The following is a 15,183-nucleotide window of genomic DNA, read 5'->3' on the forward strand; positions in this document are numbered from 1 at the left end:
CGTTGAAGTGAACAAACCCTATCAGGAAGCACAAGAGGCATACGAAGCACGGCTCGCTGCGATAGGTGCGGAAGAAATGGTTATCAACATGGGGCCGCAACACCCATCCACCCACGGTGTGTTACGGCTGCAGTTGGTTACCGATGGCGAAATCGTCAAGGAGGTCATCCCACACGTAGGTTACCTGCACCGCTGTTTCGAAAAGCATGCGGAATCCATGAACTACGGTAAAACCATTCCGTTTACCGACCGGATGGACTACCTCGCATCGATGAACAATAGCCACGCCTTTGTGATGGGGGTAGAGCGTATGCTCGGCATAGATCAGCGAATCCCCAAGCGGATAGAATACATCCGGGTGCTGGTCTGCGAGCTCAACCGCATCGCGTCGCATCTCATCGCTATTGGTACGTATGGTATCGACATCGGGGCCTTCACGCCGTTCATGTGGTGTTTTCGCGATCGGGAGCACATCATGAATATGCTCGAATGGGCATCCGGATCGCGGATGCTTTATAATTACATCTGGGTGGGTGGATTGTTCTATGACCTGCCCGTTGGCTTCGAAGCCCGATGCGGTGAATTTGTGCGGTATTTTAAGCCCAAGTTGCCCGAGCTCGATGAGCTGCTGACGGGAAACCAGATTTTTATATCGAGAACGGCAAACATCGGCGCGCTGCCGGCGGACGTAGCGATCAATTATGGTTGTTCCGGACCCATGCTGCGTGCTTCGGGCGTTAAATGGGATTTGCGGCGGGTAGATGAATACTCGGTATATCCGGAACTGGTATTTGACATTCCGGTAGGGAAAGGGGAGATGGGTAGTATCGGCGATTGCTGGGATCGGTTTAAGGTGCGGGTAGATGAAATCAAAGAATCCGTTCGGATTATCGAACAGTGCCTGGGGCGGTTGGAGGGACCGCTGAAACGTACGGCCGATTTTGATCCGCGGGCATTGGTGCCCAAAAAGGTGAATCTCAAATCACAGGATTACTATGTGCGGGCTGAGAACCCCAAAGGTGAACTGGGCTTCTACTTCGTAACACAGGAAAAGACCGATATTCCAAAGCGGGTAAAAGCCCGCGGACCAAGCTTCCACAATCTCTCTGTGCTCCCTGAATTGGCTAAAGGTGTATTAATCGCAGACCTGGTAGCGATTTTGGGCTCCATCGATATCGTGTTGGGCGAAGTGGATCGTTAATCGTAAGGTATTGTTTTCGTGTGTGTTGCAGTATTCTGAAAAATGTTTGTGACAGCTTGTTAAATAAAATTAGATAAAATTTGGAAAACTGAAAATAATGACTACCTTTGCAGCTTCATAATTTAGGTTTATAATTGGTTAGTAAAGGTTTCCATTCTCCCCGTTTGGAAACCTTTCTTGTTTTAGGCCTGTCATTATTTCCTTTGCTTTCTCGCTTGTCTCCATATTGGCGTTAGTTTGGGTTCGGACCATAAAAAAACGCCCCGGCGAATAGCCAGGGCGCTCTTTTTGTATAAGTGCCTATTTTTTAGAAATAGAACTGAAGTCCGATGCGTGGAGCAAATGAGCTAGCATCCAGGCCAAAAGAATTGCTGGTAACATCGCCGCCGCCTTCTGGCTTCCATGTGGCATTTTGGTAGTATAATCCCCTTACCGAAAACTCGATACCGATTTTTTCAGTCGGGAAGAAAGCGAAGCCAGGTGCTACTTCAACACCGTAGCGTGCGGAGCTTCCTGTTTTATCGCCGTCTGCTTTTGTAGTTCCCCAACCCATGGGTACAGAAACCTGACCGAAGAATTTGAAGTTACCGTCGCCTTTGTAAAGCCGGGCAAAAGGAGCGGCCGAAAATTCACCTGCTTGGGTTTTGGTTGTACCGTTGTCATCCTGTCCCCAGGCATAACCAATACCGAGGCCTACTGCCACATTGTCGTTTACAAATACGCCAACGCTAGGGATAATGGAAAAACTTTGGTCGTTGCCATCAACGTCTTTTACGTTTGAGTAATCGTATGACACGGTTCCACCCAAAATGGTCTTTCCTTTTTCGGTTTGTGCATTAGCTGCAAAAGTTAATGCTACGGCTGCTGATAAAGTTAAAAATAGTTTTTTCATTTTGTATTGAATTTTTAGTTAAACTTCAAGGTACTTTCATATAAACTTTACGATTATACTATTTGACCTTTGAAGTCAGTATTGCAATACCGATGCCAAACTTTGTCATGGGATGGTTTGGTTTGTCATGCGTTTGTCGCTTTTGGTCAAAAGCTGAAAATGGCTTTGTAACCCATTTATATGTAATTTTGGAAGCTTCGTGTGGCTTTGAACAACTAGGGATGGAAGAAAGGATTGACAGCCAAGAATTGGCAAATTATTAATTGACTTTTTGCCAAATATTGTCAATGTCGAATTGACAAGCGTGGGACAACCACCAAAACCGTATACTCACTCCCACGGATTGTGTGCTTGCTTTACAGGTTTTGTAGTCAAGGAAGACGGGTTATAGCACCGATGGTCTTATTCGAAGTATTCCTTTATCCGTTCGAAAAATGTTTTCTCGTTTCTGCCCGGTTGGGGCTTGAAGTTTGGTGAACTCCGTAAACGTTCGAGGAGTTCTTTCTCTTCCGATGACAGCGCTTTGGGAGTCCATACGTTCACGTAGACCAGTTGGTCGCCTTTGTGATAGGAGTTTACCTCGGGGACACCCTTTCCTTTCAGGCGCAATATCTTTCCACCCTGTGTGCCAGATTCAATTTTGATTTTCGCTTTGCCGTCGATGGTTGGGATTTCCACACTCGTGCCCATCGCAGCATCCACGAAATTGATGTACAAATCATAGATCACGTTGGTCCCGTCACGCTTCAGCGTTTCGTGCGGCACCTCTTCGATGAGGATGATCAGATCGCCAGGTATGCCTCCGCGTGGGGCCGCATTGCCTTTTCCACTCATGGATAATTGCATGCCTTCGCTTACACCGGCGGGGATATTGATGCTGATGGTCTCTTCGCCGCGCATCAGTCCTTCACCATGGCATGTGGTACATTTGGCAGATATCTCCACGCCTTCGCCATTACATGTGGGGCAGGTGCTGGTGGTCTGCATTTGGCCAAGGATGGTGTTGGTAACCCGCCTTACAGAACCAGTGCCACCACAAGTACGGCAAGTATTGAATGACGATTTGTCCTTGGCCCCGGTCCCGTCGCAAGTGGAACAAACCACTTTTTTATTGACCTTGATTTTCTTTTCTGCACCTTTCGCGATCTCGCTGAGCGTCAGCTTTACCTTAATGCGCAGGTTTGATCCTTTGGCAACGCGGCGGCCGCCACGCTGCCCGCCACCACCGAAAAAGCTTTCAAACGGACTGCCACCGCCACCGAAGATGTCGCCGAATTGGCTGAATATGTCTTCCATATTCATGCCGCCACCGCCAAACCCTCCGGATGCACCGCCGGCATGACCAAACTGATCGTAGCGCTGGCGTTTTTCGGCGTTGCTCAACACCTCGTACGCTTCGGCGGCTTCTTTAAACTTTTCCTCCGCCTCCTTATTATCCGGATTCTTGTCGGGGTGGTATTTGATGGCGAGTTTGCGATAAGCTGACTTTATTTCAGCTTGATCAGCATTCCGTGAAATACCTAATATATCGTAATAGTCTCGTTTTGCCATGCTTATTATCCGTTAACTTCCAACGACCACCTTGGCGTGGCGTAGCACCTTGTCGTGCAAAAAATAACCTTTTTCGATCTCGTCAATCACCTTCCCTTTGAGATCGTCCGTTGGAGCGGGCACGTTGGTAATCGCCTCCTGCAAGTCAGCATCGAAGGGTTTTCCAATAGACTCCATTTCTTTTAGCCCCTGGTTGGTCAAAATGGTCTTCAGTTTTTGGGCCACTAGCGATACGCCTTCCCGTACCGGAGCCACTTCTGTGGCGGTTTCAAATGCTTTCAGGGCACGGTCCAGATCGTCTATTACAGGGAGCAGGTTGGAAATAACCTCTTTTCCCGCAGTTTGCATAAGTTCAATACGTTCTTTTGCCACCCGGCGCTTGTAATTGTCAAATTCGGCATACAGGCGCAGGTACTTGTCATTGGCGGCATCGCGCTCGGTACGCAATTGCTCCATCGCTGCGGGTTCATCAGAAACCTGTGTTTTTTCGGTTGAGGCAGCATCCGTTTCCGTCACGGACGCTTCTGGATTTTCCATGGTGTTGTTATTGTCGTGGTGGTGTTTCTTCTTGTTTCTTGCCATAGCTGTCATCAAACATAGTTGTCAACTGCCGCTCGTAACCGCAATTTCGCTGCCAGCAGTGAAATCCGGTCACCCTGTCAGTATTTCGCGTATGTACATGCCCAAAATGGCGTGTTCAGATGGGTAGCTGTCGTAAGTGCAGGATTATATTGACACATTGTCCTGCAGCATGCCGTCGGTAGTTTTGATGATGCGTGACGGCATATTGCGGATGATTTGATAGTCGTGCGTAGCCATAAGGATCGAGGTGCCCCCTCGGCTGATTTCTTTCAATAGCAGGACAATCTCTTCGGAAGTTTCCGGGTCCAGGTTGCCCGTGGGCTCATCGGCCAGGATGATTTCCGGATTGTTCAGCAATGCCCGGGCAATGACTACGCGTTGCTGTTCGCCTCCGGATAGCTCATGTGGCATCTTCTTTAACTTGGAACGCAACCCCACCTTTTCGAGCACATCCAGCATCCGGTTATTGATGAGGTTTTTGTCTTTCCAGCCCGTAGCCCGTAGGGCAAAGGCGAGGTTCTTTTCCACCGTCCGGTCGGTAAGCAAGTGGAAATCCTGGAAAACAATCCCGAGCTTACGGCGTAGGAACGGTACCTCGCGTTCGCTGAGTTTTTTTAGGTCGAACCCGGCAACCATCCCTTCACCGCTGGCGATATGTAAATCGCCATAAATGATTTTGAGCAGACTGCTTTTGCCGCTTCCCGTTTGTCCGATAAGGAAGACAAATTCGCCTTTATCGATCGTCAGGTTTACGTTAGCAAGAACCAGGTGCTTGGGTTGGTAGATATCAACATTTTTGAGGGTGATTACCGTATCGCCGATCATATAGTTACAGTTCTAATTTCTTAATTTGTCCGAAGGGCATTTCGTTGACAATTTCCATGATGTCTGCTGTTTTCTCACCTAATCCCAGTTTTTCAAGGGATTTGTCTGGCCGGTCTACCCGGAAATAAGCAAGCAATGTAAATGCATCATCGCGTAGTTGGACATAGTCCGGTATTTTAGCCACGCCTTTGACTTTGATCACATACATAGTCCACAAAGTTAGCATTATTACGTGAAAGATAAAGGCTTCATCGGTGCGCCGCCAAAAAATCCAATGTATTGATGCCGTCTGCATAGTCGTGGAGGGCGGGTTGCTGGCTTCGTCCAAATGGAATCACCGGGGTGGCAATGGGCAATTGCGCGTTGCTCACCACGCACTGCAGCTGCGGGGCCAGTTCGTTCAATCTGTCGACAAGTTTTTCTTCGGACGGGTATTCTTCAAGATATACCACCCCCAGTGGCGATGCGGTCCGTGTATCGGGCTTCAGTAACAGAAAACCGTTGTCAGCGTGTCGATCGCCGTTGATGAGGTAAATGGACTTGTTGTAGTCGTAGTTGTTGGCATATTTATGGTGGTTGATGACGTCGGCGAATGGTGCAATGCCTTGAAAGAAATGCGAAGGGTCGTACCCCTCGGGTACAAACAATTTGGATACACTGCGGCAGCCGAGGCCGAAGTAGTCAAATACGTCGTTGCCGAGCAGGCTGAGCTCATCCATGCTTTCTGTGCCTGTCAATACAGCTATGCTATGGCGGTTTTTGCGTATGATATGGGGCTTGCCCCCAAAATAGTAGGTGAAATACCGCGAACTATTGTCGCTACCGGTGGCAATGACCAGGTCAAAATCGGCTAGTCGGTCGGTCACCTTAATTCTCGAAGTAAATACAGGTTCTATATCCTGTAGCTTTGCCAGCAGGTGGGCGGTTAGCACCGGATCCGCCGTTGCCGCCTTCACCTGTACATTAAAGCCTGCGACCAGTACACAAAGGATATCGTGGAAACCGACCAATGGGATGTTGCCCGCCAGCACCAGCCCAACGGTTTCGTCCATATCGCCGTCAAAAGGGTAAGGGGCTAGCCAGTCCTGGAGCGCCCTGCTTGTTAAATTGTGCGCAATTGCCGTGAGGGCCCGGCGCGTGTTTGCCGGCGTGAACCAAGGGTTGTTGCGATGGGCAGATTCAACCACCTGCTGCAACTGCGGGTGGTCCGACAGCAGGTAATCCCCTAGTTTAGTGAAAGCGTCTATGCGTTGTTTCTTTGTCAAAATCTGAATCTTAAGGCCGTTAATACACAAGATTTGTTATATATTTGCTGCTAAATTTGTTTGACAGCAAAAAGACGACTAATTTTGTAGTGAACTTTTTTCAATCAAGTTGCAAAAATAGTTTTTTTATTTTATCATATTCGTAAGCGTAAGAGTTAGATGGCAATTAAGATAACAGATGAATGCATAAATTGTGGGGCCTGTGAGCCCGAATGCCCAAACAACGCAATATACGACGCAGGGGTGAGCTGGCGGTTTTCTGAGGGGACCAGTCTGAGCGGCGTTATTGATTTTGGCGACGGTACCACTTTAGATGCTGATGAAGAACAAACAGCCATATCGGACGAGGTTTATTACATCGTTTCGGACAAGTGCACGGAGTGTGTAGGCTTTCACGATGAGCCGCAGTGTGCCGCGGTATGCCCGGTAGATTGCTGTGTGGACGATGAGGACATCCGCGAGACGGAAGAGGAGCTACTGGCCAAGAAGGCTTGGCTGCACGCTGAGTAATTCCGGCTCGGTTTAATTTCAACCCTAAGAGACCAGGCCCCCCATCAAGCGATGGGGGGCCTGGTTATTTTACAGTCGTTGGCTTTAGCATTTGCCGGGAACCACCAGCACGGGGCAGGGGGCTCTCCGCGTTACGCTTTCGGATACACTGCCCGATATGAAATGGTCAAAGCCGGTGCGGCCATGCGTGCCCATGATGATAAGGTCTGCGGCCCATTCGCTGGCCACCGAAAGTATTTCCTGTTTCGGGTTGCCTATCCGGCTGAAAGTAAACACTTCTTTGAGGTCTTCAAAACCCTTGCTTATTTCTTCCAGCATGGATTTGGAGTTTTCCTCCTGTATTTCGGTGGTTTCCGGAATGATGATGGGCTGCTGCCCCATTAAGGGGTCTGCGCCATAGTTGGTTGGTGCCGCAGGTTCGATAACGTGGATAAGCGCAACGGATGCCCCCATGGTCTTGGCAAGGCTATATCCGTGTTGCAATGCTTTCTTTGAACATTCGCTGTCATCCGTGGCGATGAGTATGCGATTATAAACCACTGGTTTCGTTTCCATAACTACTTGGGTTATTATTCCATTGCTTCCGTAAATATAACAACAATTTATGGGTTTTGGTTTTCCACCCGTAAGCCACCTACAGCATACGGCTATGACAGCTCCTGCATGAGTTTATCAAACTCCGCGCGCAAAGCGGCCAGTTCGGACTCTACCTTGGCCAGGCGGGCTGCTACGCCTTCCGCGTATCCGGTGTCTTCGCCCGTAGCATCATCTTCCTCGGGAATGGCTGTGCCACCCAGCAACTGCATGTAGCGGGCTTCTTTTTGCCCCGGACGCTTCGGCAATGACCTTACAAACGGCTGGTCAGCATGGGCCAGGTTGTCTAGGAACGACTGCACTTCTTCGAGCGACTCGAACTCATATAACCTTCCGGAATTGGTGTTGAGCTCTCCGGGCGTTTGGGGGCCGCGCAACAGCAATAGGCAGATGATAGCGACTTCAGCGGGAATGACAGGGTACACCACCGCAAAATTGTGCTTGTATTTGGTGACCCGGCTAGAGCCTCCCACCACAGTGGATACGAGCCCTTTTTTACGAAGGGAATCGAGCGTAGTAATTACCGTGTTATCGTCGTACTGGACAACGGGCTTCCGCGATGTTTTCTGGTTGCACGCCGCAACCAACGCGTTGAGGGTAAGCGGGTAGTATTCGGGGGTAGCTCTCGCTTTTTCCATTAAAGCACCCAAAACGCGCTGCTCTTCGGCAGATAGGGTGGGCAGTGGCGGTGTAGTATCCATGGTTCGGTTTCATTAATTTGTTACCTCCCAAAAATGGAACAATTATCCCAATTAAACAACTTTGTGTGAAAAAGCGCTCCAATTGTTATCTTCGTCGGGTTAAATCGTTACGCTGTTGTTGCGCATTGCATACCATCCTTGTTTTTCGCACCCGCTGCCCACCGGGCATCGTTTTCCAATGGAGAAGTATGAACTGATCCCGGCCCAATTGCTCCATAATGGAACGGTGCAGCCAGCTCAGTTTTTTGAACCTGCGTTGGCTGAGTTATCTATGATTGTGCAAGCCCACGCGCCCGATTATTGCCGCCAGTTGCTCGATGTGGCACTTCCATCGGCAATGGTGCGCCGTATCGGTTTTCCGCTGTCTGCGCAGTTGGTGCAGCGTGAGCTACGTATTGTGCAGGGCACGGTAGACGGTTGCCACTTTGCCATGGAACATGGCGTGGCTTTCAATGTGGCCGGCGGCACCCACCATGCTGGTTTTGACTGGGGAGAAGGGTTTTGCCTACTCAATGACCAGGGGGTGGCCGCTGCCTGGTTGATTGGCCAGGAGATTTGTCGGCAAGTGCTCATCATCGATCTGGACGTGCACCAGGGAAACGGTACTGCGCAACTGTTTGATGGCAACCCCGGCGTGTTTACGTTTTCGATGCATGGCGAACGTAATTTCCCCTTCCGGAAAGAACGGTCCGATGTAGATGTTGGCTTGCCGGATGGAACCGACGACGACACATACCTCGGATTGTTGCAACACCACCTCGAATTGATTTTCGATCGGGTGCGGCCCGATTTTGTGTTTTACCAGGCGGGCGTAGATGTATTGGATACAGACAAGCTGGGAAAACTGGCGCTAAGCAGGTCGGGGTGCCGGAAACGGGATGCACTGGTGTTCCAATACTGTAAATCGGCAGCGGTGCCCGTACAGGTGAGCATGGGTGGGGGGTATTCAACGCATATCCGTGATATTGTAGACGCGCACTGCCAAACGTTTGCGGAGGCCATCCGCGTGTATGAATGAATGTAACCACTTATCTTATAAGCAGATGTTTTATTATACCGATGCAACGATCGATCAATTAGCCATCCACCGCGTAGGCAATAAACTGCGCGATGAGTTTTATGCGCTCAGCGAAGCGCCCATCGTTTTGGAAGACGAACAGCTTACCACCTTGCTGATGCACTATTTCCTAAGTCCGTTTGCCAAGGTTCAAGAGGTATATCGATTGTGGCATTCCAGCGGCACGCTCGAACTGAATGAGGTATACCATTTTTCGAAGTCGTTTTTCGAGGGCAACCTCGATTTCCAGACATTGGGTGAGCAAATATGCAAACACCTCTTTGAAGCATCGGACCACCCCCATATAAAGGGCGGGGAGCTCTATGTGGTGTATCTCCGCAACGTACAGCTGGAAGGGCAGGAACACGATGCGATTGGGATATTCAAATCCGAAAACAAGGAGCCTTTTCTCAAAGTATCACCGCTACAAAGCTCCTTTGAACTGGGGTATGAGCAGGAGGCCATCAATATCAATAAACTGGATAAAGGCTGCATCATTTTGAATGCGGAGCATGAGGAGGGCTATAAAGTGCTGGCCGTCGACCAAACGAATCGGCAGCAGGAAGCCGTCTACTGGAAAGATAGCTTCCTAGGGGTACGCGTACGTAACGATTCATTTCATAAAACGGGCAATTTCCTCAAGGTGTATAAAGCGTTTGTTAACGAAGGGTTGGACGAGACCTTCGAGTTGGAGCGTGCCGATAAGATCGATTTGCTGAATCGTTCGATGGACTACTTTAAGGAGAAAGATACATTCAAAACGAAAGAATTTGAAGAGGAGGTGTTGGGCAATCCTCAAGCTGCCGCCCTCTTTAACGACTATCGCCAGCAATTTGAAAATGAATACGAGTCGCCTTTCGGTGAACAGTTTGATATTGCCCCCGGTGCGGTGAAGAAAGCAAATGCTACCTATAAAAGCGTATTGAAATTGGACAAGAATTTCCATATCTATGTGCACGGAAAAAGGGAATACATCGAGAAGGGATTTGACGAAGAAAAGGGTATGAACTATTACAAAGTGTACTTTAAGGAAGAGCATTAGTGGTGTTTCTCTGTCAATTATTTCCAGATTCTTTCCAGATTTCGCGGCTACTTTGGTCGCCATTCAAATGATATAGCCTAATAAACTGTATGACGAAAAAAAAGGACGAGGTATTTAACGAGGTGATCAAGAAGCCCTCGGATTTTAAGTTTGGCGCCACGGTTGCCAATGCGTTTGACGACATGGTGGAGCGCTCTGTTCCTTACTACAACGAAATCCAGCGGATGATTATCGAGCAGGTATGCGAGTTTGCCGTACCCAACACGAACGTGTACGATCTAGGCTGTTCAACAGGGACCACCTTCCTCCATTTGGACCCACTGGTCGATGATCGCATCCGTTTTGTGGGGGTTGACGATTCAAAGGACATGCTAGAAAAGTGCACCCAAAAATTAAAGGAGGCTAAGCTCAAACGCCCTTATGAATTGAAAAACGCTGATCTTCATCAGGATTTTACGATCGAAAACGCATCCGCCGTTGTCCTCTGCCTTACCTTGCAGTTTGTACGACCCATATACAGGGAGAAACTGCTCAGACGCATATATGAAGGGCTCAATCCCGGGGGCGTATTGGTTATCTCCGAGAAGATCTTGGCCGAAGACAGTCTGTTCAACCGCAACTTTATCAAATATTATTATGATTATAAGCGCCGCAATCAATATAGCGAGCTGGAAATCTCGCAGAAAAGGGAGGCGCTTGAAAATGTATTGATCCCCTACAAGTTAAGCGAAAATATAAAGATGTTGATGGAAGCGGGTTTCAGCCATACCGAAGTATTCTTCAAGTGGTATAATTTTTCTGGGTTTATTGCGATAAAAAATTAGTGGGATGGTACAGATTGGCAATTTCTTCTTTAAATACCGGAATTTTCTCTTCATTTTTCTTTACCTGGCATTATTTATTCCATCTACCCCTGTATTCAGCGAAGCGACCTTCGGTCCGCACTATTACCGCTATCCCCTCATTATCGGGTTGGCCATCACCATATTGGGGCAGCTCATCCGCGGAGCCACGATTGCGTTGGCCTATATCGTAAGAGGGGGCAAAGACAAGAAAGTATATGCCAATACGCTAGTGACCAATGGTATTTTTGCCCATTGCCGCAATCCGCTGTATGTTGGCAATATCCTGATGCTTGTTGGTGCGGGCATACTTGTTAATTCACTGCTTTACATGCTGGTCTTCATACCGCTTTTCCTGTTCATTTACCAGGCCATCGTTTTGGCTGAGGAACATTTTCTACGTAATAAATTCGGCACTCAATTCGATGCCTATACCAAACGCGTACACCGTTGGTTAATAAACCCCGTTGGGTTGAGGAAGACCGTTTCGGGCATGCATTTCTCCTGGAAACGTTGGTTGAAACGCGAGTACAACACGCAAGTGATATGGCTGCTCTTTATCGTTGTGATATTGGTGTTCAAGTACAGCAACAACTGGGCATGGGATGAAACCACACGGAACACTTGGTTTATCGTTGCCGTGTTGGTATTGGCTTGTTATTACTATACCATCCGCTACCTGAAGAAATCCGGCAAATGGGAAGAAGTGTAGCACCCCGGAGGGCGCTACACCACGTTAACTAAGATTCAGTTCCTGTTTGGTGCCCGTTGCACACGCACGGTAAATGGCATCAATGATTTTGAGATCTTTCAACCCCTCGTGGCCATCCACCGGTACCGGGGGCGTATTACCATCCAAGATGATACCCGCCATTGCATCCATTTGCAGCGTTTGGTGGGTTACATGCGGTTGTGTCAATTCGCCTTTGTTGGTGCGCCCTTTGATGGGGCCATAGCCGGTGGAGGGCTGCATCTCCGCAAAACCCTTTTCGCCGTTCAGGAAAAAGCGGTCTAGGTAACCCATGCTATAGGTGGATAGGCAGGATGCCACCGCTCCGCTTGGAAAGCCCAGCTGGAAAAGGATGGTTTCATCCACCCCCTCCTTAAATTTTACCGGATCTGTTTTGGTTTCCTGTGCCGTAACCCACACCGGTTCCTCGCCGATCATATAGCGTGAACCGTTAATCGCATAGACGCCGATATCCATCAGTGCACCACCGCCGGCGAGGTCTTTATCCAGCCGCCATTGGGTAGGGTCACCGATCCGGAAACCGCATTGCCCTTGGAAGAACTTGATGGCTCCAAATTCGCCCGCAGCGCGCATGCGCACCACTTCAACGGTCTTCGGTTCGAAGTGCATCCGGTAGCCCACCAACAATTTGACGCCTGCCTTGGTACAAGCATCCACCATTTCTTGTCCTTCAATGGCATTAAGCGCCATCGGCTTCTCACAAATGGCATGTTTTCCCGCTTTGGCTACCCGGATTACCTGGTCGTGGTGTAGCGCGTTGGGCGTAATCACATACACAGCATCGATGTTGGGATTATCCTTAATTCGATCGAAATTCTCGTAATTGTACCGGCTTGTTTCGGGAACGCCGAACCGGGTTCCCCAATCGGCTAATTTGGCGGGCGTTCCGCTGATCAGCCCGGTTATCTTAGTGCGCTTACAAGATTGTATGGCCTCCGCAACCCGCGACGCGTACCCTCCAAGCCCCATTAATGCTACACGGAGTGTAGGGTCCTGTGCTGTAGCGTGGGGGAGCTCGGTGTTGCCAAACGCGTGGTGTGCCGACAGGAAAGGTAGGGCGGCGGCTGAGGCAGCCAGCTTTTGTAGGAAATCGCGACGTGAATTCATTTTCATTGTGTTGTAATGGTCTATTTTTTTTATACGGTTAACAACTACTCCCATCGGATTGTTTATCAGCAGTTCGCTGGCCCGCAGCGGGAGTGGGCTAGTCAAAAATAGAAAAAAATAGCTGATAAGCACCCTCTGTCTTGCAAAATAAGCAAGCATATCAGTCCCACAAGCGATCACTTTCCTTCTGCAAATAAGCGCTGTCATAGGGCGTTTTTAACCACTTTATTGCTAACTCATATGCTTTTTCTGAGCTACATTCCACATCTGGATTCAAACCGCTGTTAATAATCTCTTTATCACGATTACATAAATACATGGTGGCCAAGAATAATTTAGCATTACTATTGAATTCCATCAATTCCAATGAAGAAGTCAATCCTTTAGTGGGGGTACTAAATGTCATTGTGTTCTTTTGAAATTTGAAAGAAGAAGCTAACATTTCTCCTGCACTGGCGGTTCTATCACTGATCAATACGGCTATTGGTTTATCTTTATTTAAAAGATTGAAATTTAGAGCTGAGTTTTTTTCTACCATCATATCTTCAATACGGTAGTATTCATTGGTGCAATATTCTGAAAAATATTCTCCTTTGTTATTCACATGATATCCGATTAGCGAGTCTCGAAACATAGGGGCCAGGCCTAATGGCATCATTGAAGCCATCCCGCCGTTATTTTCCCTCACGTCAATAATCCAGCCCGTAATAATTGATGACCGGTCCAGCTCATATAATGATTCCCTAATTCGCCTCGAATAAATTCTTGAGTTGTCAACATTTGCAATAAATCCGGTAAGTTTTATATAGCCAATATCGTCATCAATAATTTCCGTGACGATATCAGGAATTGGCAATGTGTCAGCTGTAAAAACATTCGGGGTTTGAGGGCTAAGAAAAATGCTATGTCCATCATTGATTAAGCTGACGGTGTAACCTATGGCACGGTAAACATCTTCGTTGTTTTGAAAATGGTTAATTGAATCCGTTACCGTGCGTTTCAAGACTTCCCAATCTATTTCATTTTTTTTGATAGAACGTTCTTCAATTAGGCTAAAAGCCTGTTCGAAGAAATCATTGTAAGTCCATTGCTTTTTATTTTGGCATGAAAGTACGAATAGGATTGAGATTGTTAATATAAGATATTTGCCCATTATTTATGTTTTGTTTTGATGCCCCGTAGCATTTTGTCTAAAAGACACAAGGCGTGTTTTCTCTGTAGCTTGTTTCGAGTACGATATCAAAACCATGCGCTCCTTTACGATGTACCTTCAGCTCGGTTTCGGATTTTCTGGTGAATTTATAATCGTATTGCTGTAATACGGTAATAATGGTATCAATCAGTTCCTTCGGTTCAACCATATTGGTAATTTCCCTTGCCTGTTGCAACGTACAAACAAGCCCTGCTGTAAAGCTAGTCAAAATTCCCATATGCCATTGTCAATTCTTGCGACGGTGTCGCAAGAATTTGACGGCCATGGTGACTCTTCACGCGATAGCCTCCTGAAATGATGACGTCGAGGTTGTAGAAGGTTGTAAGGTATTCCTTGCCATCCGAATCAGTATGTCGGAATTTCCGACATACTGATTTCTCTTTCAATTCACCCACTTCAAAAATATGTTGAAGGTGTTCGGTAATCGTTGTTCGCCCTTTTTGAAATAACTCCGCCATTTGTGCCTATGTAAGCCGAACCGTTTCATTCTCCAATCGCGTCTCAATGCGAGTTACGCAGTCGTTTGTAATGCAGCTGCGTCAATCCCGTTTCAAATGTTTTTGCGGTTAAGAATTCAAGGGTTTGTTCAGGTCTACCGTCTTTGAAAAGTCTTGTCCCATTCCCCAATAAAACTGGTATAACCGAAATTATAGACTCGTCTATTAGGTCTTCTTTCAATAGTTCATTGATTACTTCAGCACCACCGTCGCAATAAATATTCTTTCCTTTTGCGGATTTTAACCGTTTGACTAATTCGGTTATGTCCCCGGTATAGAAAGTCGTTCGGCCCACTTTAGGCCTTTCAGTTCTTGTTATGACATAAACATCCCGGTGTCCGTTGTCGTAATGAGCTGGGCCGATTTCTTTAATTACATAATCGTAGGTTCTTCTGCCAATAATTATGGTGTCAATTTCGGACGTAAATTCCGCATAACCATAGTCTTCGCCTTCTTTTTCAACTATTTTTAAGAAACTAAGGTCGTCGTTAGGTTTTGCAATGTAGCCGTCTAAACTGATTGCAATGAAAAGTGATATTTTTCGCATTTGTTT

The 15,183-nt window shown here is 47.6% G+C and carries 19 protein-coding genes; 6 read left to right on the forward strand and 13 right to left on the reverse strand.

The genetic code is table 11. The annotated features are described in order from the left end of the window. Positions 1–76 precede the first annotated feature (76 nt). A complete protein-coding gene (locus ACEVG1_RS06785; RefSeq protein WP_374742947.1) occupies positions 77–1,201 on the forward strand; it encodes an NADH-quinone oxidoreductase subunit D in 1,125 nt (374 codons plus the stop codon). Between the two features lie 307 nt (positions 1,202–1,508). Here ACEVG1_RS06785 and ACEVG1_RS06790 read toward each other — a convergent pair whose 3' ends face one another. From ACEVG1_RS06790 to ACEVG1_RS06815, 6 genes are all read right to left on the reverse strand, one after another. Next, on the reverse strand, positions 1,509–2,093 hold the full coding sequence (locus ACEVG1_RS06790; RefSeq protein WP_374742829.1) for an outer membrane beta-barrel protein: 585 nt from the start codon (positions 2,091–2,093) through the stop codon (positions 1,509–1,511). Between the two features lie 402 nt (positions 2,094–2,495). Continuing rightward, positions 2,496–3,644 carry a molecular chaperone DnaJ gene (dnaJ, locus tag ACEVG1_RS06795; RefSeq protein ID WP_374742830.1) on the reverse strand — a complete coding sequence of 383 codons (1,149 nt, stop codon included), beginning with the start codon at positions 3,642–3,644 and terminating at the stop codon, positions 2,496–2,498. 12 nt (positions 3,645–3,656) lie between these two features. After that, on the reverse strand, positions 3,657–4,226 hold the full coding sequence (locus tag ACEVG1_RS06800) for a nucleotide exchange factor GrpE (protein ID WP_374742831.1): 570 nt from the start codon (positions 4,224–4,226) through the stop codon (positions 3,657–3,659). Between the two features lie 144 nt (positions 4,227–4,370). Beyond that, complete coding sequence (locus ACEVG1_RS06805) at positions 4,371–5,051, reverse strand: cell division ATP-binding protein FtsE (protein WP_374742832.1); 681 nt, start codon at positions 5,049–5,051, stop codon at positions 4,371–4,373. Between the two features lie 4 nt (positions 5,052–5,055). Next, a complete protein-coding gene (locus ACEVG1_RS06810) occupies positions 5,056–5,259 on the reverse strand; it encodes a fructose-6-phosphate aldolase (RefSeq protein WP_374742833.1) in 204 nt (67 codons plus the stop codon). Positions 5,260–5,299: 40 nt separating this feature from the next. Next, a complete protein-coding gene (locus ACEVG1_RS06815) occupies positions 5,300–6,316 on the reverse strand; it encodes an acyl-CoA reductase (RefSeq protein WP_374742834.1) in 1,017 nt (338 codons plus the stop codon). A gap of 159 nt (positions 6,317–6,475) precedes the next feature. On the opposite strand from ACEVG1_RS06815, the gene ACEVG1_RS06820 reads away from it, so the two are divergent. Further along, entirely contained in the window at positions 6,476–6,826 is a 351-nt protein-coding gene (locus tag ACEVG1_RS06820; protein WP_374742835.1) for a 4Fe-4S dicluster domain-containing protein, read from the forward strand. A gap of 84 nt (positions 6,827–6,910) precedes the next feature. On the opposite strand, the gene ACEVG1_RS06825 is transcribed toward ACEVG1_RS06820, so the two are convergent. Both ACEVG1_RS06825 and ACEVG1_RS06830 read right to left on the reverse strand, forming a co-directional pair. Next, positions 6,911–7,381 carry a universal stress protein gene (locus tag ACEVG1_RS06825; RefSeq protein WP_374742836.1) on the reverse strand — a complete coding sequence of 157 codons (471 nt, stop codon included), beginning with the start codon at positions 7,379–7,381 and terminating at the stop codon, positions 6,911–6,913. A 92-nt stretch (positions 7,382–7,473) separates the two neighbouring features. Beyond that, positions 7,474–8,121 (reverse strand): YceH family protein, encoded by a 648-nt coding sequence (locus tag ACEVG1_RS06830; protein WP_374742837.1) that lies wholly within the window; start codon positions 8,119–8,121, stop codon positions 7,474–7,476. 178 nt (positions 8,122–8,299) lie between these two features. Here ACEVG1_RS06830 and ACEVG1_RS06835 point away from each other — a divergent pair, with 178 nt between their 5' ends. The 4 genes from ACEVG1_RS06835 to ACEVG1_RS06850 all read left to right on the forward strand — a co-directional run bounded on the left by ACEVG1_RS06835 (position 8,300) and on the right by ACEVG1_RS06850 (position 11,774). After that, positions 8,300–9,139: a histone deacetylase gene (locus ACEVG1_RS06835; protein WP_374742838.1), complete on the forward strand. Its 840-nt coding sequence runs from the start codon at positions 8,300–8,302 to the stop codon at positions 9,137–9,139. 25 nt (positions 9,140–9,164) lie between these two features. Beyond that, the gene (locus tag ACEVG1_RS06840) at positions 9,165–10,220 is read left to right on the forward strand and encodes a nucleoid-associated protein (protein WP_374742839.1); all 1,056 of its coding nucleotides are present in this window, start codon (positions 9,165–9,167) and stop codon (positions 10,218–10,220) included. Positions 10,221–10,309: 89 nt separating this feature from the next. Further along, positions 10,310–11,044, forward strand: a complete 735-nt coding sequence (gene cmoA / locus ACEVG1_RS06845) for a carboxy-S-adenosyl-L-methionine synthase CmoA (RefSeq protein ID WP_374742840.1) — start codon at positions 10,310–10,312, stop codon at positions 11,042–11,044. 4 nt (positions 11,045–11,048) lie between these two features. Then, positions 11,049–11,774 carry an isoprenylcysteine carboxylmethyltransferase family protein gene (locus ACEVG1_RS06850; protein ID WP_374742841.1) on the forward strand — a complete coding sequence of 242 codons (726 nt, stop codon included), beginning with the start codon at positions 11,049–11,051 and terminating at the stop codon, positions 11,772–11,774. Between the two features lie 24 nt (positions 11,775–11,798). On the opposite strand, the gene ACEVG1_RS06855 is transcribed toward ACEVG1_RS06850, so the two are convergent. From ACEVG1_RS06855 to ACEVG1_RS06875, 5 genes are all read right to left on the reverse strand, one after another. After that, complete coding sequence (locus tag ACEVG1_RS06855) at positions 11,799–12,920, reverse strand: Gfo/Idh/MocA family protein (RefSeq protein WP_374742842.1); 1,122 nt, start codon at positions 12,918–12,920, stop codon at positions 11,799–11,801. A gap of 160 nt (positions 12,921–13,080) precedes the next feature. Further along, positions 13,081–14,073: a S41 family peptidase gene (locus ACEVG1_RS06860; RefSeq protein WP_374742843.1), complete on the reverse strand. Its 993-nt coding sequence runs from the start codon at positions 14,071–14,073 to the stop codon at positions 13,081–13,083. 37 nt (positions 14,074–14,110) lie between these two features. Further along, positions 14,111–14,350, reverse strand: a complete 240-nt coding sequence (locus ACEVG1_RS06865; protein WP_374742844.1) for a hypothetical protein — start codon at positions 14,348–14,350, stop codon at positions 14,111–14,113. Then, on the reverse strand, positions 14,334–14,591 hold the full coding sequence (gene rhuM, locus ACEVG1_RS06870) for a RhuM family protein (RefSeq protein ID WP_374742845.1): 258 nt from the start codon (positions 14,589–14,591) through the stop codon (positions 14,334–14,336). Before rhuM ends, ACEVG1_RS06865 begins: the two co-directional genes overlap by 17 nt. Before the next feature lie 43 nt (positions 14,592–14,634). Beyond that, positions 14,635–15,177 (reverse strand): dihydrofolate reductase family protein, encoded by a 543-nt coding sequence (locus ACEVG1_RS06875; RefSeq protein WP_374742846.1) that lies wholly within the window; start codon positions 15,175–15,177, stop codon positions 14,635–14,637. Positions 15,178–15,183 lie beyond the last annotated feature (6 nt).

Source organism: Parapedobacter sp. 2B3, assembly GCF_041925275.1.
GTDB lineage: Bacteria > Bacteroidota > Bacteroidia > Sphingobacteriales > Sphingobacteriaceae > Parapedobacter > Parapedobacter pyrenivorans_A.